A 20,540-nucleotide genomic window follows, 5' to 3' on the forward strand; every position below is an offset into this window, starting at 1 on the left:
GCCCGGCATGCGGCGGGCGCCGTGTGGCGGCTGTGATCGGCGGCACAAAACGTGTTGAATCGGAAGCATGGCTAATCAGAATCCGGTGATCCCGGACGAGCAACCACTGACCCCCTTCCACAACCTTGACCACTATCTGTCCATCCCGCGCGTGGGTGGCCTGGCCCTGAGCCCCGACGGAACCCGCCTGGTGACCACGGTCAGCACCCTGAACGGCAAGGGCACCGAGTTCGCCACAGCGCTGTGGGAACTGGACCCGAAAGGCCAGAAGCATGCCCGGCGCATCACCCGAAGCGCGAAGGGTGAGGCGGGAGCAGCCTTCGCGGCCAACGGGGACGTCTATTTCACGTCCGCACGCCCAGATCCTGACAGCCCCGAGGAAGACCCCGTCAATGCACTGTGGCTCCTTCCGGCCGATGGCGGCGAGGCCCGCGTGGTGCTCAGCAGGCCGGGCGGCGTCAGCCGGGTGATGACGGCCCGGAATGCGGACGCAACCTTCGTGGCCGCGGAGGTGCTCGCCGGCTCCGCCGATGAGGAAGACGACGCTGAACGCCGCAAGTCCCGCAAGGACAAAAAAGTATCAGCCATCCTGCACAGCGAGTACCCGGTGCGCTACTGGGATGCCGATCTGGGGCCCGGCCAGCCACGGATCTTCGCCGTGGAGCCGGGAAAGGACCAGGCCGTGGGCAAACCCGGAACCGTGGACGCCACGTCACCGCTGGCCCTCCGCAACCTCACGCCGGAGGCCGGGCCGCGCCTCCGGGAGGCTGACCCGGTGGTCAGCCCCGACGGCCGGACGGTCTACACCAGTTACACCAAGCCGCTGGCCAAGGCGGACAGCCGCTCGGTGCTGGTGGCGGTGGATGTCGCCTCCGGCAGCCTGAAAGTGCTGCTCGACACCGAAGGCATGAGCTACTTCCCGGGACCGGTCAGCCCGGACGGCAAGACCTTGGCGGTGGTCAGCGAGAGCGATTCCACCCCGCAGCAGGCCCCTGAAATCAAGCTGCACCTGCTGGACGTTTCGGGCAGTGCGGAAAGTGCTGCCGAACCCAATGCAGACGGGGCAGGCCTGCAGCCGCTCGCCCACGATTGGGACCGCTGGCCCAAGCCTGCCGCCTGGCTGCCGGACGGTTCCGCGCTCCTGGCCACCGCGGACGACGACGGCGCGTCGCCGGTTTTCCGGATCAGCGTCCCGGCTGCTGCGGCTGAAGTGGGCGTCGCCCGGGTGACCCAGGACGCCGCGGCCTACTCCGACGTCGTTGTTTCTCCCGAAGGCCGGTACGCCTACGCCCTGCGGAGCTCCTACGAATTTCCCGCCGAAGCCGTTCGGATCGACCTTGCGACGGGGGAGACCACGCGGCTGCCGGCGCCGGCTGAACGGCCGTCATACCCGGGCAGGTTGGAGCGGATAGCCGCCACCGCGCCGGATGGGTCGCGGGTCCCGGCCTACCTGGCCCTGCCGGAAGGTGCGTCGGCAGACAACCCGGCGCCGCTGCTGCTGTGGATCCACGGCGGGCCCCTGGGCTCGTGGAACGCCTGGACGTGGCGGTGGAACCCCTGGCTCCTGACAGCCAAGGGCTACGCGGTGCTGCTGCCGGACCCGGCACTGTCCACGGGCTACGGCCAGACCTACATCCAGCGCGGCTGGGGTGCGTGGGGCAAGGCGCCTTTCACGGACCTGATGGCTGTTACGGACGCTGCAGTGGACAGGCCGGACATTGACGAGATGCGGACGGCCGCCATGGGCGGATCGTTCGGCGGTTACATGGCCAACTGGGTTGCGGGAAACACGGACCGGTTCAAAGCGGTGGTTACCCACGCCAGCCTGTGGGCCCTGGACCAGTTCGGTCCCACCACGGATGCCTCGCAGTACTGGCTGAAGGAAATGACCGAGGAAATGGCGCTGGAAAACTCGCCGCACCTGCACGTCGAGAAGATCAGTTCGCCCGTGCTGGTGATCCACGGGGACAAGGATTACCGCGTCCCCATCGGCGAGGGCCTGCGGCTCTGGTACGAGCTGCTGTCCAAGTCAAAGCTCGCTGCGGACCAGGACGGCCAGACCGCCCACCGGTTCCTGTACTTCCCGGATGAGAACCACTGGATCCTGCAGCCGCAGCACGCCAAGATCTGGTACGGCGTCGTCGAAAGCTTCCTCGCCAAGAACGTGCTGGGCCAGGACCTGGACCTGCCGCCCGAGCTGGGTCTCTAGGCTGGTTGGCTTCGCGCCGTCGGCCGAGGCATTTGCCGGCGCCTGCTCCTCCGTCGCTCTGACGGCGCCTACACAAATGCCTGACCGCCGCCACGTGTGGGTGGCGCACCTTTAGCGAAGTGAAGGTGCCGGGGCTATTTGTGTAGCTTGCGTCAGAGCGACGGAGGAGCAGCAAGCGGCAAATGGCTCCGACACCGGAACGCCCAACCTGCAGCGCAGCCGCCTCCCCTCGTAGGATTGAACCTGTGACTGACTCCTTCCACATCCGCCCTGCCCGCACCAGCGACGTTTCCGCCATCAAGAAACTGGTGGCGCCGCTGGCCGAGGAGCGCATCCTGATGGCGAAGGAGACGGTGGCGTATTACGAGAGCCTCCAGGAATTCAAGATCGCCGAGTCCGACGACGGCGAGGTGATCGGCTGCGGGGCGCTCCACGTCATGTGGGAGGACCTGGCCGAAGTCCGCACGCTCGCGGCGTCGGGGGACTGGCGCGGCAGGGGCGTTGGGCACGTCCTGGTGGAACGGCTGTTGGAGGAGGCCCGCGCGCTTGGGGTGGCCCGGGTTTTCTGTCTCACGTTCGAGGTGGACTTCTTCAAGCGCCACGGCTTCGAGGTCATGGCTGACCAGTCGGCCGTGGATCCTGTGGTCTACTCGGAGCTTCTGCGCTCCCATGACGAAGGCGTGGCGGAATTCCTTGACTTGGCCCGCGTGAAGCCGAACACCCTGGGCAACACACGGATGATCCGGGTCCTCTAACAGAACCGCCGGGTCCCCGGGTTCTCTTGGCCCGAAAAACAGGCCCACCCAAAGCAAAAAACATTGCATTTCATTCTGACCTGCACTTCCTTTTACTCGAATTGATGGATAAACTGTTGGCGGCCGGGTTTGGGGGCCCACGAAAAGGGACAGTCATTGGGGGCTGTCCCTTTTCTGCGTCTGCAGCGGATGGAGCCCTACCGCACCCCCTCCGGCCGGTAGTAGGGTCGGGATTGTCAATCTCCATGTGCGCAGCAAGCACAAGCACAGCCAGGAGCACCGCCATGAAGAAACTCATCAACGATCCCAAGTCCGTCGTCGCGGAATCCGTCCAGGGCTTCGGCCTTGCCCACGCAGACCTCGTGGCCATCACCGAAGATCCCACGTACATCACCCGCAAAGACGCGCCCGTCAACGGCAAGGTAGGCCTGGTTTCAGGCGGGGGCAGCGGGCACGAACCGCTGCACGCCGGTTACGTGGGCAAGGGAATGCTCGACGCCGCCGTGCCGGGGGCGGTGTTCACCTCACCTACGCCGGACCAGATCCTTCCGGCAACCCTCGCCGTCAACTCGGGCGCCGGCGTGGTCCATATCGTCAAGAACTACACCGGCGACGTGCTCAACTTCGAGACCGCGGCCGAGCTGGCCGAAGCCGAGGGCGTCAGCATCCGCACCGTCCTGGTCAACGACGACGTTGCCGTGGAGGACTCCCTGTACACGGCGGGCCGGCGGGGTGTGGGAGGCACTGTGCTGGTGGAGAAGATCGCCGGTGCGGCCGCGGAGCGCGGTGACGACCTCGACGGCGTGGCCTCCATCGGTGAACGGGTCAACGCCAATGTCCGGACCATGGGCGTGGCACTGTCCGCCTGTACCGTGCCGCACGCGGGCCAGCCGAGCTTCGACCTCGCAGACGATGAAATCGAAATCGGCATCGGCATCCACGGCGAGCCGGGCCGGCACCGCATTCCGCTCGAGAACGCGGACGGCATCACGGACCGGCTGCTGGAGCCCGTCTTGGCGGACCTGAACATCGGCTCGGGGGACAAAGTACTCCTGTTCGTCAACGGCATGGGTGGAACGCCGCAGAGCGAGCTCTACATCGTGTACCGCCGCGCCGTCCAGATCCTGCAGGAAAAGGGCGCCACCGTTGAGCGCTCCCTCGTGGGCAACTACATCACCGCACTCGAGATGCAGGGCTGCTCCATTTCCGTGCTCCGCCTGGACGACGAGCTGACCGAACTGTGGGATGCCCCCGTCCACACCGCCGCCCTCCGGTGGGGCGCCTGACCATGGCGCTGGATGCCGCATGGGCGGTGAAGTGGCTGAACCTGTGCGCCGAGGCCATGGCTGAACACCGCGTGGAGCTGATCGAACTGGACCGGGCCATCGGGGATTCCGATCATGGCGAGAATATGGACCGCGGGTTCCAAGCGGTGGTGGCCAAGCTGGGTGAGGGAACACCGGAGACGCCCGGAGCAGCCATGAAGCTCACGGCCATGACGCTGATGTCCAAGGTGGGCGGCGCCGCTGGCCCCCTCTACGGCACGGCCTTCCTCCGGGCGTCCACGTCCCTCGGCGACTCTGCCGAGATCGGTCCCGGGGCCTGGGCAGAAGCGCTTGCTGCCGCGCGTGACGGCATCGTGGCCCGCGGCAAGGCCGAACCCGGGGACAAGACCATGGTTGATGCCTGGACCCCGGCTGTTGACGCTGCCCGGGCCGCTGCCGACGGTGGCAGCGCCGATATCCTGGCGGTCCTGGTGGCCGCCGCAGAGGCTGCCGAGGCCGGGGCGGTGGCCACCGATCCGCTCGTGGCACGGAAGGGCCGGGCGAGTTACCTCGGCGAACGCAGCGCCGGGCACCGCGACCCCGGCGCGGTATCCAGCGCGCTGATCCTGCGGGCCGCCGTGGGGGCTGCCGCGTGACAGTCAGCATTGTGGTGGTGTCCCATAGCGAGAAGATTGCCGACGGCGCCGTGGAACTTGCCGCCCAAATGGCACCCAACGTAATGATCCTGGCAGCCGGCGGCACCGGTGACGGCAGGATCGGCACCAGCCTGGAGAAGGTCATGGCCGCCCTGGACAAAGCCGCCGGAGGTGACGGAGCGGTGATCCTCGCAGATCTCGGTTCCGCGGTGATGACCGCGGAGTCAGCGCTGGAGTTCGTCGACGATCCGGAGAAGTTCCTGCTGGCCGACGCCCCATTGGTGGAAGGACTGGTGGCGGCGTCCGTCGCTGCCCAGGGCGGCGCAGACGTGGAGGGCGTCAAGCGTGCCGCTGAGGCGGTACGCGGACCTGCCCACGCTAACGACACCGGGCGGCAGATGGTGGAGGAAGGCTCCGTCACGGGCCGGGGTCCCGATTTCACGGGTGACTTTGAGCTGATCAACCAGGCAGGCATGCATGCCCGTCCCGCCGCCAAGATCGCTGGCGGCCTGTCCTCCCTTGCGGCGGATGTCACGGTCAACGGAGCGGACGGGGCTTCCATGACGGCGCTGATGACGCTGGCCGCCGGGAAAGGATCGGTGCTGCACGTGGAGGCCTGGGGCGCCGACGCGGAACGGGCCGTGAATTACGTCGGCGGCCTGGTCCAGGCTGGTTTCGGCGAACCCTGAGCCCGCAAACCGCGTGCGGCTGGCCACAATCGGCGTAGCCCGGTGTGTCCGCAACTGCCCGCCTTATCCTGCCAATAAGCTCAATGCCATGGAACAGCTCCACCCCGAAGACAACTCCCCGGCAATCGAAGTGCTGGACGGGCAGACCACGGTGGAAGAGCTGCTGGCGGACCTCGGATTCGAATGGCGTCCCCAGTATGTGGGCGACCTTGGCCAGCCGGCAGACGGGCAGTTCAGCCAGCCCGCACTGTTCTAGCCTGGGGCATTCCGGGCGGCGCTATCAGCGCAGTGCATCGCTGAGCCCGGCCGCATCCAGGGTCACCGATGCCGAGATGAACTTGCCGCACTGTTCGCCAAACGGATAGTCCGCCCGGGGCAGGAACTCGAGCGTGCGGACCGGAAGGTCGGAGCCGTCCGCGCCGGTCCCGGAGGCTGTGACGGTCATGGCCGATTCGGTGAGCGTGTCCAGCATCAGCATCCCCACCTTGGTTCCGTCCGGCGAGGCCGTTGCGGAGCAGACGCCGTCGGGGGTGCAGCCCTGGTCAATGCTGGCACTGCCGGGTGCCAGCTCAACGGGACCCTCCTTGCAGGTGCCGTCCTGGCACGCCTTCACGTGGAGCGTGCCGATGAGGGGTGCGTAGTCCGCCGCGACGGTCACGGACACAGCCGTGGCCTGGGCGATGGCCGGGCAGGCAACCGGCCCGGACCCGCAGCCTGTGGCGAGTCCCGTCGTCGTTATCAGCGCCAAGAGCAGCCCCCGTGTACGCATGTTTTCAGCGTAGGACCGGTGGGCCTGTGGGGCTCCTCCGCCGGGGAAATGATGCCGGCATTGTTATGGCCGGGGACGTTCTGACGGCCGAAAGGAAACTTGTGGTCAGCCCAGCGGGAAGACGCTGATGAACCAGAACAGGGCGACGGCGAACACGGCAAAGAACGGCGCCAGGCAGCCCAGGGTGGTCCGGGGCGCGGAGGAAACCTGGAGGGAATTGTTGGGGTCGGCCGGATTGTAGGCAACCTCGATCAGGGACCCGGGGGCCGGTACCGCCGCTGTGGAGATCTCGGACTTGCCCATGAACAGGGTGCCGCGCGGGTCCGTGAACTGGTAGGTGGGAAAGAACCGGCGGCTGCGGCTGGAGCCTCCACCGCCGCTTGTCCACCCGGCTACACTGCCGGTGACGGTGGCCTGCACCTTCGGCCAGCTGGCCATCAGCTGCTCCTGGCGCCTGGTCTTGCGGATGGCGTGGACCATGGCGAAGGCGGCAGCCACAACGAACAGCGCCCACACGATGTAAAGAATGATTCTCAAGGTTCCCCCGGTTCCAGTCTCCAAAAGTATGCCACCCCGGCGGCGGACCCTACGCGGGAAGCCGGTAGCCGCCGTCGTGGATCTCCGCCAGGCCGTCCGCGAGCAGCCCTGACATGGCACGCTCCAGTTGCTCCGGCGCGGAATTGAGGCGGTGCAGCGCCGCGAGCGGGACACCGATTCCGTCCGGGGCAAAGCCCAGGTCCGCCGGCGGTTGCAGGAACATTTCCGCGGGCACCGGAGCATCGGCCAGCCTCAGGACGGCCATCACGGCTCCGCGGACCTGCCGGTCGGTGCCGTGCCAGGCCTGGCCCTTGGGGACGTACGACGGCGGCGGCTCACCGGCAGCGCGCCACGCACAGGAAGCCATCACCGGGCAATCGGCGCATTTCGGCGCACGCGCAGTGCAGACCAAGGCGCCCAGCTCCATGACCGCAGCGTTCCAGCGCACGGAGGCGGCGTCGTCGTCCGGCAACAGCGAGGCGGCAAGGCGCATCTCCGCAGCGGTCAGGGCAGGCGCGGGAAGCGCGGCGCCGGCCACCAGCCGGGCGTGTACCCGGCGGATATTGGTGTCGACGACCGTTTCCCGCCGGCCGTACGCGAAGGCGGCCACAGCTGCTGCCGTGTAGCTGCCCACCCCGGGCAGTGCCAGCAGCTCTGTGTACGTGTCCGGGACCCTGCCGTTGTGGTTTTCAACGATGGCCGTTGCTGCGGCGTGCAGCCGAAGGGCCCGCCGCGGATAGCCCAGCCTGCCCCAGTTCCGGACTGCCTCGCCGGCTGGTTCGCCCGCCAGTCCTGCTGGGGTGGGCCAGCGTTTCAGCCATTCCTCCCAGACGGGGAGCACCCGCACCACCGGGGTCTGCTGCAGCATGATCTCGCTGACCAGCACACCCCAGGCGCCGCAGCCGGGGTCCCGCCAGGGCAGGTCGCGGGCGGTTTCGGCAAACCAGCCGGTGATCCTTCGGTGCAGGAATTCCACGTGGTTGGGGTCGCCCGGGGTTGGCGGGGTTCCGCCGGGAACGGTTAAGGAAGGGGCTTGAGTATCGATGCCAACACTGTAATGGATGCCCTTCCCGGGCCGGAAAACCGCGCCTGGCCCGGGTTGTGACCAGAGCGATGGCCTGCCGGCGGCGTGGTGGTGCCGCAGAACGGGGGACTTTCCCTAGCCTAGGAGGATGGTCAGGCAAGGCAGTTCACCAGCACGCGGCAAGGCATCGGCACCGGGCTCCGGCGGTGCCCCGAAGGCCAGCGCTGCCGTGTACCGGCGCCGCAGGCTGTTCGTTGGTGGCGCGCTGCTGATGGTCATCGCTTTGGTGATCACCGGTTTTGCCATCTCCGGGGTGCTCGGGGGAGCTTCCCAGCAGGCCTCGTCCACCATTCCCACCACCGCAGCGCCGGCCGCTTCCCCCGAAGCTTCGGCCCCGCCGTCGGCCGCTCCTTCCGCTTCGGCGACGCCCTCGCCGTCCGCCACGCCAGGCTGCAACCAGAACCTCGTGACCATCTCGGCGTCCACGGACAAGGCGGCCTATGGCGACGGCGAGAACCCGCGGCTCACCCTGAAGGTGACCAACGGCGGCACCGTGGCATGCGAGGTGAACCTGGGGACCTCGCAGATGGAGTTCCTCGTGACCAGCGGCGCTGACCGCGTCTTTTCCTCCAAGGACTGCCAGGCTGCCAGCGAGGACCTGGAAAAGACCCTGGCGCCCGGTGCCAGCGAAACAGCCAACTTCACGTGGCAGCGGAACCGGACCGTGGAGGGATGCCAGGCGGTGGCGGCCAAACCCGGAACCGGCGGGGCGTACTACATCTTCACTGCGAAGCTCGGCTCCAAAGCCAGCCCGAAGGCGGTATTCCAGCTGAACTAGGCCCTCTGCGGACCTTCCCTCAGGTCGGCTTGAGGCTGGCCTTCGGGGCGGTACCGGAGGGGCGCGTGGACTAGAGGAAACGGTCCAGCAGGCTGGCTTCGGCCATCCGGCTGAGGCCTTCACGGACAGTCCGTGCGCGCTGGTCGCCGATGCCGTCAACGGTCATCAGGTCATCGATGGTGGCGGCCATCAGGAACTGCAGCCCACCGAAGTGGTCCACCAGCCGGTCCGCTACGGCCTTGGGGACGGCCTTCAGCCCGGAAAGCAGGCGGTAGCCGCGGGGCTGGACGATGGCGTCGAGCGTATCCACGCCGCCGGCGAAGCCGATGATCCCGGAAATCTTGCCAAGGTCGATCAGCTCGGTGGGGCCCAGGTTCAGGAGGGCACTGACTGCCTTCTCGATGTCCTCGGGCGAGGCGTCCGGGCCTGCGTAGTCGCGGATGATGACGTCGCTGCCCGGCCCGCGGCCCACGGTCAGTTCGTCGAGCTGGAGTGAGAGGAGCCGGCCGTCCTCGCCCAGTTCCAGCACGTACTGCGAGATTTCCTCCGAGATCCTGCGGACCATCTCCTGCCGCTGCAGCGTCACGGCCACATCCCGGACGGTGACCATTGCCTCGATCTCCAGGGCCGACAGGGAGCTGGTGACCTGGTCCAGCCGGGCACGGTAGCGTTCCAGCGTGGCCAGGGCCTGGTTGGCGCGGGCCAGGACCTTTTCGGAACCCTCCAGCACGTGCCGCAGGCCGTTGACGTACAGGGCGATGATCTGCATCGACTGGCTGACGGACACTACGGGAACGCCGGTCTGGATGGCGACGCGTTCGGCGGTGCGGTGGCGGGTTCCGGATTCCTGGGTTTCGATGCTGGAATCGGGGACCAGCTGGACTGCCGCGCGCAGGATGTTGCCGGCGTCCTTGTCGCAGATGATGGCGCCGTCCATTTTGGCCAGTTCACGCAGGCGCGTGGGTGAAAATTCGATGCCGATGTCAAAGCCGCCGGAACAGATCGAATCGACGGTGCGGTCGGAGCCCAGCACGATCAGTGCGCCGGTGCGGCCGCGGAGGATGCGTTCGAGGCCGTCGCGGAGGGGAGTTCCCGGGGCCACCCTGCCCAGAGTCGCCCTGAGTGATTCTTCGGGGCTCCGCGCCATAAGTTTTCCCTTCAAAGGTGCGGGCAGACGCCCCGCAAGTATGCCGGCATCCCTGTTGCACCGGCCGGATCAAAAGTACTCATTTTCCCGCAAGCACAATGATAGGGGCAACCACCCTCAAATTCCGCATGGGCAAGCCCCAAAGTGCACCGTTGGGGGTGTCCCGGAAATGCCCGGGCCGGCCCTGCGCCGCAGCGTGCGCAGCATGCACTTTGGCCGCGGGCTGCAGGCCGAAGGAGCCCGGCTGCGTCCGGCGACGGAAATCAGAGCCCGGTGACCGACTTTGTGCTGCTGTCCCACAGCCGTGCAGCCGCAATGCGCCCGCCGAGCCGGAGATCCAGGAGATCCATGGCCTGGCCCAGCTGTTCACCAGTAACCCGCCGGGCCAGGGTGACATGCGGCGTCCAGGCCCCGGGAAGGGTCTGCGGGACGGCGCCGCCGATCTCCCGGTGCAGGCGGTGGTGCACTTTGCGGAGCGGGGTTGTCAGCACCACGGACCGGGCCAGAACGTACCTGTCCCGCCCGGCGGCAAAAACCTGCACGCCGGAGAAAGCGGCCTCCATGGGAAACGCCCCGTCGAACGCGTGAAGGGGCGGCACCAGGAGTTCCGCCCCGGCCGCGAGCGTGAGGTGGGGCCGGTTGCTGGCTCCGGTATGGCTGGCAAGGCTCGGAAGTCCGGCGTCGGCGAGCCGCGCCCAGTCGGACCGGATGGCGGACTCGGTATCGTCGTCGAACACCAGCTCTATGCTGCGCATGCACCCATCATGCCTTTTCAGGCGGTAACCCGTGTGCCCCCGCAGGGGACCGCTGGAGCGGAATGCCGGACAGTAAGGCTTGCCGGGGGCGGAGGCGAAGGAAACCCGCTTCAGCGAGCCCTGACCCGGAGCATCCGCTCAAGGTCCTTGCTGACCCTGGCGAGCGATGCTGCCCGGAGCGCCTTCAGCTCGGCCGCCGATTGGATGCCCTTTGGGTGCGGCCCGGCGTCACCCTGGCCTGTAGTGTGCTCCTGCAGCCTGGCAGGACCAATGCTGGAGGCGAAGGGATCGTGGAAGGGGTTGCCCGGCGTCGTCATGCCGCCACGGTAGCGGGCCCTCGTTTCGCTGCTTTGAACTGCCGGTTTCGCGGGCGTTAAGCGGGCCAGCGCCGGTTTGCGGGCCTGCGATAAAATTGGACTTTGGCTTCATCCAGCCGCAACCGCAGCGAAAGTAGCACCGTGTCCCAAGATGTCCTGACCCCCGCCCGGATCAATGAGATTCACAAGGAAGCGGGCCGCCGCAGGACCTTCGCCGTCATCTCCCACCCCGACGCCGGCAAGTCCACCCTCACGGAAGCCCTCGCCCTGCACGCCAAGGTGATCGGCACCGCCGGCGCCTCCAGCGGCAAGGCCAACCGTAAGGAAACGGTCTCGGACTGGATGCAGATGGAGAAGGACCGCGGCATCTCCATCAGCTCCGCTGCCCTGCAGTTCTCCTACCGGGACACGGTCATCAACCTCCTGGACACCCCCGGCCACGCCGACTTCTCCGAGGACACCTACCGCGTGCTGGCCGCCGTCGACTGCGCCGTGATGCTGGTGGACGCCGCCAAGGGCCTGGAAACCCAGACCATGAAGCTCTTCGAGGTCTGCAAGCAGCGGAACCTGCCCATCATCACCGTCATCAACAAGTGGGACCGGCCGGGCCTGGACGCACTGGCGCTGATGGACGAGATCACCGAACGCACAGGCCTGCAGCCCATGCCGCTGACCTGGGCCGTGGGTATCTCCGGAGACTTCCGCGGTGTCTGGGACCTGCGCAACGACCGGTTCGCCCGGTTCCAGCGCAACAACGCCGGCGCCCAGATCGCGCTTACCGAGTACTTCACCCCGGAGGAAGCCGCCGAAAGCCAGGGCAGCAACTGGTCCGACGCCGTGGATGAGGCCGGCCTGGTGGTCGAGTCCAACCTCGAGTTCGACGTCGACGCCTTCCACGCCGGCAAGGCCACCCCCATCCTGTTCAGCTCCGCCGCGCTCAACTTTGGCGTCAAGGAGCTGCTGGACGCGCTGGTGGACTTCGCCCCGCCGGCGGCGCCCCGCCCCGACGTGGACGGCAGCCCCCGCCCCGTCGAATCCCCGTTCTCAGGCTTCGTGTTCAAGGTCCAGGCCGGCATGAACAAGGCCCACCGCGACCATGTGGCCTTCATCCGCGTCTGCTCCGGCGTCTTCGAACGCGGCATGGTGGTCACCCAGACCCGCACGGGCAAGTCCTTCGCCACCAAGTACGCCCAGCAGGTGTTTGGCCGCGAACGCGAAGTCATCGACGAGGCGTACCCCGGCGACGTGGTGGGACTGGTCAACGCCTCTTCCCTGCGGGTGGGAGACAGCCTCTTCCTCGAAGGCTCCGTGGAATACCCGGCCATTCCGCTCTTCGCCCCGGAACACTTCCAGGTGGCCCGCTCCAAGGACCCCAGCAAGTTCAAGCAGTTCCGCCGCGGCATCGAACAGCTCGAGCACGAGGGCGTCATCCAGGTGCTCCGCTCCGACGTCCGCGGTGACCAGGCTCCGGTGCTCGCCGCCGTCGGCCCCATGCAGTTCGAAGTGGTGGAGGACCGGATGGCGCACGACTTCAGCGCCCCCATGCGGCTGGAGCGCCTGCCGTACTCCCTCGCCAGGATTTCGACGGCGGACGCCATGCCCGCGCTGGCCAACGTTCCCGGCGCGGAGGTGCTCCTGCGGTCCGACGGCGAATACCTCGCCCTGTTCAACGACGTCTGGGCCCTGCGCCGGATCGAGAAGAACCACCCGGACCTGACCCTGGTGCCCATCGGCACGCACAACCCCGCAAAGTAAGGGCACCATGACGGATCCCACCACGGCCCAGCCGCGCGCCCTCGTTACCGGCGCCGGCACCATCAACCCGCTGGGCGCCTCCGTGGCGGAGACCTGGCAGGCGCTGCTAGCCGGGGAATCCGGCATCACCGCGCTGACCGAGGACTGGGCCGGGCAGCTGCCCGTCAAGATCGCCGGCCAGGTGTCCGCGGACCTCTCCCAGCACCTCAGCACCCGGGAACTGAAGCGCATGGACCGGTGCGGCCAGCTGGCGCTCATCGCCGCCCGCGAAGCCTGGACCCAGGCAGGCGCGCCTGAGGTGGACCCGGAACGGTTCGCCGTGGTGATCGGCTCCGCATACGGCGGGCTGGGATCCACCATCGAGCAGGACCGGGTGCTGGCGGCATCCGGCCCCCGCAAGGTTTCGCCGCACACCCTGACCCGGCTGATGGTCAACGGCCCCGCCGCCTGGGTGTCCATCGACCTCGGTGCCCGCGGCGGCGCGCGTACTCCCGTGAGCGCCTGCGCCTCCGGGGCTGAGGCGATTGTCCAAGCAGCCGAGATGATCCGCTCCGGTGCTGCCGACGTCGTCATTGCCGGCGGCGTGGACGCTTCCGTCAACGACCTCGTGATCAGCGGCTTTTCCCAGATCCGCGCGCTGTCCACGCGCCCGGGCGACCCGGCGGAAGCGTCAAGGCCGTTCGACGGCGGCCGGGACGGCTTCGTGCTGTCCGAAGGGGCCGGGATGGTGGTGCTGGAGAGCGAAGACCACGCCCGTGCCCGGGGCGCCGCAGTCCTCGGAGAAGTTGCCGGGGGTGCGGTGACCTCCGACGCGAACGACATCGTGGCCGCGGACCCGGCCATGCAGCGCCGCGTCATGCAAAAGGCGCTGGCCTCGGCCGGGATGGAACCTGCGGACATCGGCTTCGTCCACGCCCACGCCACCTCCACCCCCGTGGGCGACCGGCTCGAGGGCCAGGCCATCAGCGCCATCTTCGGCACCGGGGTGCCCGTGACCTCCACCAAGGGGCACACCGGCCACCTGCTGGGCGGCGCCGGTGCCCTTGCCGCCGTCGTGGTCCTTGAAGCGCTGCGCACCGGGCAACTTCCCGGGACGCTGAACGTGGAGGCGCTGGATCCCGAGGTGGAACTGAACGTTATTACCGACGCGTCACACAGGCTGGCTGCCGGCTCTCCCCGGGCAGGGCTGGTCAACGCGTTCGGCTTCGGCGGCCACAGCGTGGCGCTGGTGATCGCGGGCAACTAAGCCGCCTGCCGCCGTCGTACGCCGTTCCCGCACCGTTCCGGCGATTTGGACGGTGCTAAGCGTCAGGCGCGGGATGGGACGGGTGCCGCGGCTGCCTCCGCTGCCTTTGCTGAAGGGTTCGCGGAATCCACGACGGCGTCCCCTCCGCTGCGGCGCTCCTTCAGGAAGTAGACCAGGCCGGCGGCAACGGTGGACGCGGCGGCCAGCGCGAACAGGCCGGGAACCACGCTGCCGGTCTGCTCCTTGATGATGCCGAAACCGAAGGGCGCCACGAAGCCGCCCAGGTTGCCCAGCGAGTTGATGATGGCGATGGCCGGCGCCAGGACCAGCGGGTGCAACCCGGACTGCGGGATGGTCCAGAAGAGCGGCGAGGCGCTCTTGAAGCCCATGGCGGCGACGGCCAGGAAAACCAATGCCAGCACCGGTGAGGCGATGGCGGCCGCGAAGGTACCCACTGCGGCCACCAGCAGTGCCACTACCAGCAGCGGCTTCTTGGACTTTGCCTTGTCCTGCATCTTGGCGGCGAAATACATCGCGAACACGGCGCAGACCCACGGGATGGAAGACAGGAAGCCGACGGTCAGGTCCGTGGTGCCGGGGATCTGCTTGATGATGCTGGGCAGCCAGAACGTGTTGGCGTAGATGGAGAGCTGCACGGAGAAGTAGATGCCGCACAGCAGCAGGATCTGCGGGTTCAGCAGCATCTTCCAACGGTTGAGCTTGCCGCCGGCCCCGTCGCCGCTGGCGGAGGCGTGCTGGGCGTCCTCGTCACTGATGGCCTGCGTCAGCGCGGCCTTCTCGGCGGGGGAGAGCCACTTGGCATCCTTGATGCCGGCGTCCAGGACGAAGAACACGGCCATGCCCACAACGACGGACAACGCACCTTCGAAACCGAACAGCCACTGCCAGCCGCGCAGGCCAAGGACACCCTGCAGGCTCAGGAGGGCGCCGGCCACGGGGCCGGAGATCGCCGCGGCCACGGAGGAACCGGCGATGAAGATGGCGGTGGCCTTGCCGCGCTGCCCCGCAGGGACCCAGCGGGCAAAGTAGAAGATGACAGCGGGGAAGAACCCGGCCTCCGCAGCTCCCAGCAGGAACCGGAGGACGTAGAACATGGTCTCGTTCTGCACGAACGCCATCAGGAAGGAGACGATGCCCCAGCTGATCATGATCCTGGTCAGCCAGATCTTGGCGCCGTACTTCTCCATCATCACGTTGCTGGGAAGTTCGAAGATGGCGTAGGCGATAAAGAACAGGCCCGCGCCGAACCCGTAGGCCGCAGCGCCGATGCCCACGTCGGCCTGCAGGTGGTCCTGCGCGTACCCGATGTTGGAGCGGTTCAGCTGGTTGCAGACCAGCATCACCAGCATGATGGGCAGTACGCGCTTGAAGAATTTCTTCGTGGCCGAAGCCACGTCCGTGACGGCATTGTCCACAGACACCATTGAGTATTTCCTTTGGGATAGATCTAGCTGCCGGCTGCGGGGCTGGGGAATGTGGGGCGCGCCACAGCGACTCATTTACTTTAGGGGACAGGCATGGGGAGGGCCCCTTTTGTGTCCGCCGAGCAGAACAAAAGGGGCCCCCAAATTTGTGGCAGCTGCGCTCCCGGTCCGGGGCTGCTGCCGCAGTCCTACCTGACCAGGCAGGGCCGCTTCGGATCGAAGGACCAGCCGTCGATGTAGTACTGCATGCCGATGCTGTCGTCACGGGCGTCCAGTCCGTGCTCCAGGTACAGCTGGTGCGCCCTGTCCAGCGCTTCACGGTCCAGTTCAATACCCAGGCCGGGCGCGGCCGGGACCTCGATGGCCCCGCCCTTGATCTGGAGCGGGCTCTTGGTCAGGCCCTGGCCGTCCTGCCAGATCCAGTGGGTGTCCAGGGCGGTGATTTCACCCGGCGCCGCGGCACCGGTGTGCGTGAACATGGCCAGCGAGATATCGAAGTGGTTGTTGGAGTGCGAGCCCCACGTGAGGCCGAACTCGTTGCACAGCTGCGCTACCCGGACCGAGCCGTGCATGGTCCAGAAGTGCGGGTCCGCCAGCGGGATGTCCACGGCGTTGCTGCGGATGGCGTGGGACATCTCGCGCCAGTCCGTGGCGATCATGTTGGTGGCCGTCTTCAGTCCGGTGGCGCGGCGGAATTCCGCCATGACCTCGCGGCCGGAGAAACGTCCTTCGGCGCCGCATGGATCCTCGGCGTACGCCACCACGCCCTGCATCCTTTTGCCCAGCCGGATGGCGTCGTCAAGGAGCCATCCGCCGTTGGGATCCAGCGTGACCCGGGCGTCCGGGAAGCGTTTGGCCAGGGCCGTCACCACGTCCACTTCGTCGTCGCCGGACAGGACGCCGCCCTTGAGCTTGAAGTCGCTGAAACCGTAACGCTCCTGCGCGGCTTCGGCCAGTGCGACGACGGCTTCCGGAGTCATGGCCTCCTGCCGGCGGAGTTCTTCCCAGCGGTCCGACGGCGATTCCTCCACGAGGTACGGCAGGTCCGTGCGCTTATGGTCGCCCACGAAGAAGAGGTAGCCAAGCATGGGCACCGAGGTGCGCTGCTGCCCGTCGCCGAGCAGTTCCGCCACGGGAACGCCGAGGAACTGCCCGTGCAGGTCCAGCAGGGCCGATTCGACGGCCGTGACGGCGTGGACCGTGGTGCGCAGGTCGAAGGTCTGCAGGCCGCGGCCGCCGGCGTCCCGGTCGGCGAACTCCGCCGCGACGTCCCGCAGCAGCGAGCGGTAGCGGGCCACCGGCTTGCCCTTGAGCAGTGCCCCGGCTTCCTCGATGGTGGTGCGGATCTTTTCGCCGCCGGGTACCTCGCCCAGGCCGGTGCGCCCGTCGGAGTCGGTCAGGATGACCACGTTGCGGGTGAAGAACGGGCCGTGGGCGCCGCTGAGGTTCATCAGCATGCTGTCGTGCCCGGCGACAGGTACTACCTCAACGCCGGCGATGGTGGGCTGGCCGCTCATGCGCCCACCTCTGCCTTCTCGGGTGCTGCCACGACATCGCCGTCGATGCGGCGGTTGAGGTGCCAGGGGTTGGCGTCCTGCAGGGGCACCGGAAGCAGTTCCTGGGGGATGTTCTGGTAGGCCACCGGGCGGAGGAAGCGGTTGATGGCGAGGGTTCCCACCGAGGTGGTGCGGGTGTCCGAGGTGGCGGGGAAGGGGCCGCCGTGGACCATGGCGTGGCCTACTTCGACGCCGGTGGGCCAGCCGTTGACGATGATGCGGCCCACTTTCTGTTCGAGGACGGGGATCAGGGGTGCCGCCGTCGCGTAGTCTGCCTCGGTGAGGTGCAGGGACGCGGTGAGCTGGCCCTCGATCCGGGCGGCTGCCTGGAGCAGGTCCTCGGTGCCGGTGTACCGGATCACCAGGGATGCGGCGCCGAAGATTTCCTGGTGCAGGACGTGGTTGGTGGTGAACTGGTCAACACCGGTGCCGAAGATCGCCGGTGCGGGGGCGTTTTCGGTGGGCCCCGGGGTGCCCTGGCCGATGAGTTCGACGCCGTCGGCTGCGCCGAGTGCCTCGGTGCCGGTGTTCCAGGACCCGGCGATGCCCGCGGTGAGCATGGTCTGCCCGGCACTGGCGGCTACGGCGCGTCCGACGGCGGCAGCGAGTTTGTCGCCAGCCTCGCCTGCGGGGGCGAAGAGCAGGCCGGGGGAAGTGCAGAGCTGGCCGGAGCTGCCGGTGACGGCGGTGACGTAGGCCGCTGCGAGGGCGTCGATGCTTTCGGGGCTGCCGGCGAGGGCGCCGTCGAAAACGAAGACGGGGTTGAGGGAGGACATTTCGGCGTAGACCGGGATGGGTTCCGGACGCGCGGCAGCGGTCTTCATGAGGGCGATTCCGGCGGACTGGGATCCGGTGAACCCGACGGCCTTGATGGCGGGGTCTGCCACGAGGGCCTGGCCGATGCTGGAGCCGGGGCCGTAGATCAGCGAGAAGACGCCGGGGTGCAGGCCATTGTCCTGGACGGCTTTGCTGATGGCCTGGCCTACCAGTTCGCTGGTGCCGGGGTGGGCGTTGTGGGCCTTGAAGACCACGGGGCAGCCGGCGGCGAGGGCCGAGGCGGTGTCGCCGCCCGCCGTCGAGAAGGCCAGCGGGAAGTTGCTGGCACCGAACACCGCCACCGGGCCCAGCGGGATCTGCCGCTGGCGGATGTCTGCGCGGGGCAGCGGTGCGCGGTCCGGGATGGCGGGGTCGATGCGGACACCGCGGAAGTCGCCCTGGCGGACCACAGCGGCGAAGAGGCGCAACTGGCCGGTGGTGCGGGCACGCTCACCGGTGAGCCGTGCGGCGGGCAGGCCGGTTTCCTGGCCGGCGCGGACCAGCAGCTCATCGCCGATGGCTTCGATGTTGTCCGCGATGGACTCCAGGAAGGCGGCGTGGGTTTCCGGGTCCAAAGTGCTGAACGAGGGGAAGGCTTCCTTCGCCGCCGTGGTGGCCGTCGCGAGCTGTTCTTCGGTGAGCAGCGTGTAGGCGGGTTCGAGGGCCTCGTTGGTGGCGGGATTGAACCCGAAGGTGGTCTTGCCTTCGCCGGCAACCGTCCGGCCTGCGATGAGTGAATGTCCGGTGAGGGTCATGGATTGCTCCTGTGTCTTCGGTGACGGCTAGGAAACGGTGGCGATGAGGGCTTTGAGGTCCGCGAGGTCCTGCGGCGCCAGGTTCTGCAGCGGCGTGCGCACCGGGCCCGCGGAACGGCCGATGGCGTCCAGGCCGCCCTTGACGATGGAGACAGAGTAGCCCTTCACGCGGTCGCGGATGTCCAGGTAGGGGATGACGAAGTCGTTCAGCTTCTTGTTCACGGCGGCGCGGTCCTGGTTGCGGACGTCCTGGTAGAAATCCAGGGCGAACTGCGGAACGAAGTTGTACATGGCGCTGGAGTAGGTGCTCATGCCCAGCTGCAGCAGCGGCAGCGCGAAGGTTTCGGCGGTGGGGAGGCCGCCGAGGTAGAAGAGCCGGTCGCCGAGCTTGGCGTAGACGCGGGCATCGTGCTCAAGGTCGCCAACGCCGTCCTTGAAGCCAATGAGGTTCTCATGGCGGTCCGCCAGGGTGGCCACAGTGGTGTCCTTGTAGATGGCGTTCGCCCGGTTGTAGATGATCACGCCGAGGGACGTGGCGCGGCAGACGGCGCTGACGTGTTCCACCAGGCCGGCCTGGTCGGCTTCGGTCAGGTACGGCGGCAGGAGCAGGATGCCATCGGCGCCGGCAGCTTCCGCAGCCCGGGCATTTTCGATGGCCTGGGCGGTGGATCCGCCGGCGGAGGCCAGGACCGGAACGCGGCTGCCCACTTCGTCGACGGCGGTGCGGACCACACGCTCGGACTCCGCGGGGGTCAGGGAGAAACCTTCGCCGGTGCCGCCGGCGGCGAAGAGGCCGGCCACGGGGAAGCTCGCCTGCCAGGACAGGTGCTTGCGGTAGTTCTCCTCATCGAACTGGAGGTTGGCGTCGAACGACGTCACGGGGAAGGACAGCAGGCCTTCCTTAAGTGTGTCCGCCAGTTCCTGGGGGGTGTACTTTGCCACGGTGTGGTCCTCCGGGTGTGTGCGCCGCGAAGGCGGCAGGCTGATGATTCCTTCCCAGCGTAGGAGTGCCGCCGATGCCTGTCTAAGTGTATTTTTATATGTATTGATACCTTTGTTGCATCATGTTGCCGCAGGCGCCGGAGCGGCAAGTTGTGTTGGGTGGCCTGCCCCGGCGGGTCACTCCATCGCGAATTCGAGGTCGCGCAGCAGCCTGGCCAAAGCGGGGTTGGTGATCCTGCGGTTCCACAGCGCATGCAGTTCCACTTCCTCCCCCCGCCCGGCCTCGAGTGGCAGGAACTCCACGTCCTTGATGCCCAGCAAGGTGGCGGAGTGGGGCACGAAGGCAAGGCCGCGGCCAGCGGCCACCAGTGACACCATGGTGAGGATCTGGCTCACGGTGTGCACCACGTTGGCATGGCGGATGGGCAGCATCCGCACCACCAGGTCGTAGAAATACCGGGCCTGGGTGGGGGAGTGCATGATCAGGGGTTCGTCCTTGAAGTCCTCGGCCGTGATGTCCCGTGCCAATAGCGTCAGCGGGTGCCCGGCCGGCACCGCTATCACCATGGACTCGCGGTAGAGCAGGTGTGAATCGAAAGTCTCACTGTCGAACGGCGGCCTGGCCAGCCCTAGGTCGAGTTCTCCGGTGAGGAGGCCGCTGAGCTGCTCACCGGTCACCAGTTCCTGCAGGTCGATGTCCACGTCCGGGATGATGGCCGCCAGTTCTCCCAGGAGGGGGCCCAGGATGCTGAAGCCGCTGGCAGCGGTAAACCCCACCCGCAGGACGCCCGACCGCCCGGAGGCGATCCGCCGGGCCGTGACAGGTGCCCGCTCGGCAAGCGCCATCAGCCGCCGGGCCTCGTCCAGGAAGGCTTCGCCGGCCGAGGTCAGGGTGACTTTCCTGTTGTCCCGTTCCAGCAGTTCGGCGCCGACGATCTTTTCCAGCTTCTGGATCTGCCGGCTCAGCGGCGGCTGCGTCATGTTCAGCCGTTCGGCCGCGCGCCCGAAGTGGAGCTCCTCGGCCACGGCGATGAAGCCGGCCAGCTGGTCGAAAGTAAACATGA

At 67.6% G+C, this 20,540-nt stretch carries 20 protein-coding genes; 9 read left to right on the top strand and 11 right to left on the bottom strand.

Annotated elements, in window-relative coordinates; translation table 11 throughout:
• Nucleotides 1–67 precede the first annotated feature (67 nt).
• From ACFV4R_RS03965 to ACFV4R_RS03990, 6 genes are all read left to right on the top strand, one after another.
• Nucleotides 68–2,209 (top strand): prolyl oligopeptidase family serine peptidase, encoded by a 2,142-nt coding sequence (locus ACFV4R_RS03965; RefSeq protein WP_377201137.1) that lies wholly within the window; start codon nucleotides 68–70, stop codon nucleotides 2,207–2,209.
• A 245-nt stretch (nucleotides 2,210–2,454) separates the two neighbouring features.
• Entirely contained in the window at nucleotides 2,455–2,964 is a 510-nt protein-coding gene (locus tag ACFV4R_RS03970; RefSeq protein WP_377201138.1) for an amino-acid N-acetyltransferase, read from the top strand.
• Between the two features lie 284 nt (nucleotides 2,965–3,248).
• Nucleotides 3,249–4,250, top strand: coding sequence for a dihydroxyacetone kinase subunit DhaK (gene dhaK / locus ACFV4R_RS03975; RefSeq protein WP_377201139.1), 1,002 nt, complete (start codon nucleotides 3,249–3,251; stop codon nucleotides 4,248–4,250).
• 2 nt (nucleotides 4,251–4,252) lie between these two features.
• On the top strand, nucleotides 4,253–4,885 hold the full coding sequence (gene dhaL / locus ACFV4R_RS03980) for a dihydroxyacetone kinase subunit DhaL (protein WP_377201140.1): 633 nt from the start codon (nucleotides 4,253–4,255) through the stop codon (nucleotides 4,883–4,885).
• A complete protein-coding gene (dhaM, locus tag ACFV4R_RS03985; RefSeq protein WP_377201141.1) occupies nucleotides 4,882–5,574 on the top strand; it encodes a dihydroxyacetone kinase phosphoryl donor subunit DhaM in 693 nt (230 codons plus the stop codon). Before dhaL ends, dhaM begins: the two co-directional genes overlap by 4 nt.
• Nucleotides 5,575–5,662: 88 nt before the next feature.
• Nucleotides 5,663–5,830 (top strand): hypothetical protein, encoded by a 168-nt coding sequence (locus tag ACFV4R_RS03990; RefSeq protein ID WP_377201142.1) that lies wholly within the window; start codon nucleotides 5,663–5,665, stop codon nucleotides 5,828–5,830.
• Nucleotides 5,831–5,854: 24 nt separating this feature from the next.
• On the opposite strand, the gene ACFV4R_RS03995 is transcribed toward ACFV4R_RS03990, so the two are convergent.
• The 3 genes from ACFV4R_RS03995 to ACFV4R_RS04005 all read right to left on the bottom strand — a co-directional run bounded on the left by ACFV4R_RS03995 (nucleotide 5,855) and on the right by ACFV4R_RS04005 (nucleotide 7,856).
• The gene (locus tag ACFV4R_RS03995) at nucleotides 5,855–6,343 is read right to left on the bottom strand and encodes a hypothetical protein (RefSeq protein ID WP_377201143.1); all 489 of its coding nucleotides are present in this window, start codon (nucleotides 6,341–6,343) and stop codon (nucleotides 5,855–5,857) included.
• Nucleotides 6,344–6,448: 105 nt separating this feature from the next.
• Complete coding sequence (locus tag ACFV4R_RS04000) at nucleotides 6,449–6,880, bottom strand: DUF3592 domain-containing protein (protein WP_377201144.1); 432 nt, start codon at nucleotides 6,878–6,880, stop codon at nucleotides 6,449–6,451.
• A 49-nt stretch (nucleotides 6,881–6,929) separates the two neighbouring features.
• A complete protein-coding gene (locus tag ACFV4R_RS04005) occupies nucleotides 6,930–7,856 on the bottom strand; it encodes an A/G-specific adenine glycosylase (protein ID WP_377201145.1) in 927 nt (308 codons plus the stop codon).
• Between the two features lie 196 nt (nucleotides 7,857–8,052).
• Between ACFV4R_RS04005 and ACFV4R_RS04010 the strand changes: the two genes are divergently transcribed.
• On the top strand, nucleotides 8,053–8,742 hold the full coding sequence (locus ACFV4R_RS04010; protein ID WP_377201146.1) for a hypothetical protein: 690 nt from the start codon (nucleotides 8,053–8,055) through the stop codon (nucleotides 8,740–8,742).
• Nucleotides 8,743–8,812: 70 nt separating this feature from the next.
• Here the strand turns inward: ACFV4R_RS04010 and disA are convergent, their stop codons facing one another.
• The 3 genes from disA to ACFV4R_RS04025 form a co-directional block, all read right to left on the bottom strand.
• A complete protein-coding gene (gene disA, locus ACFV4R_RS04015) occupies nucleotides 8,813–9,889 on the bottom strand; it encodes a DNA integrity scanning diadenylate cyclase DisA (RefSeq protein ID WP_377201147.1) in 1,077 nt (358 codons plus the stop codon).
• Nucleotides 9,890–10,152: 263 nt separating this feature from the next.
• Complete coding sequence (locus ACFV4R_RS04020) at nucleotides 10,153–10,644, bottom strand: 2'-5' RNA ligase family protein (RefSeq protein WP_377201148.1); 492 nt, start codon at nucleotides 10,642–10,644, stop codon at nucleotides 10,153–10,155.
• Between the two features lie 110 nt (nucleotides 10,645–10,754).
• Nucleotides 10,755–10,961 (bottom strand): hypothetical protein, encoded by a 207-nt coding sequence (locus ACFV4R_RS04025; protein ID WP_377201149.1) that lies wholly within the window; start codon nucleotides 10,959–10,961, stop codon nucleotides 10,755–10,757.
• Between the two features lie 141 nt (nucleotides 10,962–11,102).
• Here ACFV4R_RS04025 and ACFV4R_RS04030 point away from each other — a divergent pair, with 141 nt between their 5' ends.
• Both ACFV4R_RS04030 and ACFV4R_RS04035 read left to right on the top strand, forming a co-directional pair.
• Nucleotides 11,103–12,716: a peptide chain release factor 3 gene (locus ACFV4R_RS04030; protein ID WP_377201150.1), complete on the top strand. Its 1,614-nt coding sequence runs from the start codon at nucleotides 11,103–11,105 to the stop codon at nucleotides 12,714–12,716.
• A 7-nt stretch (nucleotides 12,717–12,723) separates the two neighbouring features.
• Nucleotides 12,724–13,962, top strand: a complete 1,239-nt coding sequence (locus ACFV4R_RS04035; protein WP_377201151.1) for a beta-ketoacyl-[acyl-carrier-protein] synthase family protein — start codon at nucleotides 12,724–12,726, stop codon at nucleotides 13,960–13,962.
• 62 nt (nucleotides 13,963–14,024) lie between these two features.
• On the opposite strand, the gene ACFV4R_RS04040 is transcribed toward ACFV4R_RS04035, so the two are convergent.
• The 5 genes from ACFV4R_RS04040 to ACFV4R_RS04060 all read right to left on the bottom strand — a co-directional run bounded on the left by ACFV4R_RS04040 (nucleotide 14,025) and on the right by ACFV4R_RS04060 (nucleotide 20,538).
• Nucleotides 14,025–15,407, bottom strand: coding sequence for an MFS transporter (locus tag ACFV4R_RS04040; RefSeq protein ID WP_377201152.1), 1,383 nt, complete (start codon nucleotides 15,405–15,407; stop codon nucleotides 14,025–14,027).
• 188 nt (nucleotides 15,408–15,595) lie between these two features.
• A complete protein-coding gene (locus ACFV4R_RS04045) occupies nucleotides 15,596–16,924 on the bottom strand; it encodes an enolase C-terminal domain-like protein (protein ID WP_377201153.1) in 1,329 nt (442 codons plus the stop codon).
• Nucleotides 16,921–18,534, bottom strand: a complete 1,614-nt coding sequence (locus ACFV4R_RS04050) for an aldehyde dehydrogenase (NADP(+)) (RefSeq protein WP_377201154.1) — start codon at nucleotides 18,532–18,534, stop codon at nucleotides 16,921–16,923. Before ACFV4R_RS04050 ends, ACFV4R_RS04045 begins: the two co-directional genes overlap by 4 nt.
• A gap of 27 nt (nucleotides 18,535–18,561) precedes the next feature.
• The gene (gene kdgD, locus ACFV4R_RS04055; RefSeq protein ID WP_377201155.1) at nucleotides 18,562–19,476 is read right to left on the bottom strand and encodes a 5-dehydro-4-deoxyglucarate dehydratase; all 915 of its coding nucleotides are present in this window, start codon (nucleotides 19,474–19,476) and stop codon (nucleotides 18,562–18,564) included.
• Between the two features lie 177 nt (nucleotides 19,477–19,653).
• Entirely contained in the window at nucleotides 19,654–20,538 is an 885-nt protein-coding gene (locus ACFV4R_RS04060) for a LysR substrate-binding domain-containing protein (protein ID WP_261618563.1), read from the bottom strand.
• Between the last annotated feature and the right edge of the window lie 2 nt (nucleotides 20,539–20,540).

Source organism: Pseudarthrobacter sp. NPDC059871 (genome assembly GCF_042731175.1).
Lineage (GTDB): Bacteria > Actinomycetota > Actinomycetes > Actinomycetales > Micrococcaceae > Arthrobacter.

Excerpts from the sequence above, each read along its gene's own strand:
- ACFV4R_RS03965 (WP_377201137.1), top strand. The coding sequence starts at position 68 with ATGGCTAATCAGAATCCGGTGATCCCGGACGAGCAACCACTGACCCCC.
- dhaK (WP_377201139.1), top strand. The coding sequence starts at position 3,249 with ATGAAGAAACTCATCAACGATCCCAAGTCCGTCGTCGCGGAATCCGTC.
- dhaL (WP_377201140.1), top strand. The coding sequence starts at position 4,253 with ATGGCGCTGGATGCCGCATGGGCGGTGAAGTGGCTGAACCTGTGCGCC.
- ACFV4R_RS03990 (WP_377201142.1), top strand. The coding sequence starts at position 5,663 with ATGGAACAGCTCCACCCCGAAGACAACTCCCCGGCAATCGAAGTGCTG.
- ACFV4R_RS03995 (WP_377201143.1), bottom strand. The coding sequence starts at position 6,343 with ATGCGTACACGGGGGCTGCTCTTGGCGCTGATAACGACGACGGGACTC.
- ACFV4R_RS04010 (WP_377201146.1), top strand. The coding sequence starts at position 8,053 with ATGGTCAGGCAAGGCAGTTCACCAGCACGCGGCAAGGCATCGGCACCG.
- disA (WP_377201147.1), bottom strand. The coding sequence starts at position 9,889 with ATGGCGCGGAGCCCCGAAGAATCACTCAGGGCGACTCTGGGCAGGGTG.
- ACFV4R_RS04020 (WP_377201148.1), bottom strand. The coding sequence starts at position 10,644 with ATGCGCAGCATAGAGCTGGTGTTCGACGACGATACCGAGTCCGCCATC.
- ACFV4R_RS04025 (WP_377201149.1), bottom strand. The coding sequence starts at position 10,961 with ATGACGACGCCGGGCAACCCCTTCCACGATCCCTTCGCCTCCAGCATT.
- ACFV4R_RS04035 (WP_377201151.1), top strand. The coding sequence starts at position 12,724 with ATGACGGATCCCACCACGGCCCAGCCGCGCGCCCTCGTTACCGGCGCC.
- ACFV4R_RS04040 (WP_377201152.1), bottom strand. The coding sequence starts at position 15,407 with ATGGTGTCTGTGGACAATGCCGTCACGGACGTGGCTTCGGCCACGAAG.
- ACFV4R_RS04045 (WP_377201153.1), bottom strand. The coding sequence starts at position 16,924 with ATGAGCGGCCAGCCCACCATCGCCGGCGTTGAGGTAGTACCTGTCGCC.
- ACFV4R_RS04050 (WP_377201154.1), bottom strand. The coding sequence starts at position 18,534 with ATGACCCTCACCGGACATTCACTCATCGCAGGCCGGACGGTTGCCGGC.
- ACFV4R_RS04060 (WP_261618563.1), bottom strand. The coding sequence starts at position 20,538 with ATGTTTACTTTCGACCAGCTGGCCGGCTTCATCGCCGTGGCCGAGGAG.